Genomic DNA, 1,804 nt, shown 5'->3' with positions numbered 1-1,804 from the left:
CGCCTGCCGCTCGCGGCGCCGGTCGACGGCGCCGCGTTCGCCGCCGGCCTGGCTGCGGCCGACGCCGGCGAGGCGCCGCCGCCGCTCGGCTATGCGCTCGCGCAGTTGCATGGCATCTACGTGCTGGCGCAGAACGCGCACGGCCTCGTGCTCGTCGACATGCACGCGGCGCACGAGCGCATCACGTACGAGCGCCTGAAGACGGCGCAGGCCGGGCAGGGCATACGCTCGCAGCTACTGCTCGTGCCGCTGTCGGTCAGCCTCAGCGAACGCGAGGCCGCCTGCGTCGAGGACCAGGCCGAACGCTTCGCCGAGCTCGGCTTCGAGCTGCAGCGCAGCGGTCCGCAGAGCGTCCTGGTCAAGCGCCTGCCGACTCTGCTCGACGGCGCCGACGCGACGCAGCTGATCCGCGACGTCGTCGCCGACCTGCTGGTCCAGGGCAGCTCGCGCCGCATCGAGGAAGCCGGCAACGACGTGCTCGCGACGATGGCCTGCCACGGCTCGGTGCGCGCGAACCGGCGTCTGAGCCTGCCCGAGATGAACGCGCTGCTGCGCGACATGGAGGCGACCGAGCGCTCGGGCCAGTGCAACCACGGCCGTCCGACCTGGGTGCAGCTGTCGATCGGCGAGCTCGACCGCCTGTTCCTGCGCGGGCGCTGAGCGGCCGTGTCGCCGGATCGCGCTCGCCTGCATCCGTCCGAACGGCCTCGGCCACGAGGATCGTGTTGAAATTTCGTCATCCGTTTCAAATATCGTCCAGAAGAGGATTGCAGCAATGGCGCTACTGTTCGCCGCCGCGCTCGCGGCCATGACTTCCACCGGCATCGTGCTCGAGAACGTCTCGGCCGAGGACCGCCACCCCGCCGAGATCGCGATCTGGCGCGCCGAGCGCCTGGAAAGGCTCAAGGCCGAGCGGGGCTGGCTCAGCCTCGTCGGCCTGCACTGGCTCAAGGAGGGTGCCAACACCATCGGCAGCGCCAAGGGCAACGACGCCGTGATCGCCGGGCTGGAGCCGAAGTTCGGCACCGCCACGCTGTCGGGCGACCAGGTCACCTTCGCGCTGGAGCCCGGAGTGATCGGCGTCGTCGGCGGCAGCGACCGGAACAGGAACGCCGTGCTGCAGGACGACCGCAGCCCGCGGCCGACCGTGGTCGCTTCGGGCACGATCACGTTCAGCGTGATCGACCGCGGCGGCAAGAAGGCGCTGCGCGTGCGCGACACCGAGGCGCCGACGCGCAAGAACTTCCTCGGCCTGGACTATTTCGACGTCGCCGAGAAATGGCGCGTCGAGGCCAAGTGGGAAGCCTTCGATCCGCCGAAGACCCTGGAAGTGCCGACCGTGCTCGGAACGGTGGAGAAGTATCCGGTGCCCGGCAAGGCCGTGTTCGAGCGCGGCGGCAAGCGCTACGAGATGCTGCCCGTGCTCGAGACCCCCGATGCCAAGGAGCTGTTCCTGATCTTCGCCGACAAGACCAGCGGCAAGGAGACCTACGGCGCGGGCCGCTTCCTCTACGCCGAGATGCCCAAGGACGGCAAGATCGTGCTGGATTTCAACAAGGCCTACAACCCGCCGTGCGCGTTCACGCCGTATGCGACCTGCCCGCTGGCGCCGCCGGAGAATCGCCTGAACCTGCGCGTCGACGCCGGCGAGAAGAAGTACAAGGGCAGCAAGCACTGACGCGCGCCGCATGCGCGTGCTGATCGTCGCGGACACGCACGGCAGCGTCGACGCGCGCATCGCGGCGCTCGCGCGCGACTGCGACGCGGTCGTGCATGCGGGCGACGTCGGCGCCGCGGCCCGATC

3 protein-coding genes are annotated in these 1,804 nt (G+C 70.0%); all 3 read left to right on the top strand.

Features of this window, described 5'->3' with window-relative positions; translation table 11 throughout:
- The coding region (locus NON22_RS23805) for a DNA mismatch repair MutL family protein (RefSeq protein ID WP_484600516.1) at nucleotides 1-660 on the top strand (660 nt) is incomplete at its 5' end.
- A 115-nt stretch (nucleotides 661-775) separates the two neighbouring features.
- Entirely contained in the window at nucleotides 776-1,678 is a 903-nt protein-coding gene (locus tag NON22_RS23800) for a DUF1684 domain-containing protein (protein WP_257389467.1), read from the top strand.
- A 10-nt stretch (nucleotides 1,679-1,688) separates the two neighbouring features.
- A partial coding sequence (locus NON22_RS25045) for a metallophosphoesterase family protein (RefSeq protein WP_425508030.1) occupies nucleotides 1,689-1,804 on the top strand: 116 nt, incomplete at its 3' end.

This window comes from Tahibacter caeni, assembly GCF_024609805.1.
Lineage (GTDB): Bacteria > Pseudomonadota > Gammaproteobacteria > Xanthomonadales > Rhodanobacteraceae > Tahibacter > Tahibacter caeni.
This window is presented reverse-complemented; position numbering and strand designations above follow the sequence as displayed.

What these genes read in the sequence shown, in the direction of transcription:
- NON22_RS23800 (WP_257389467.1), top strand. Translation starts at nt 776, where the DNA reads ATGGCGCTACTGTTCGCCGCCGCGCTCGCGGCCATGACTTCCACCGGC.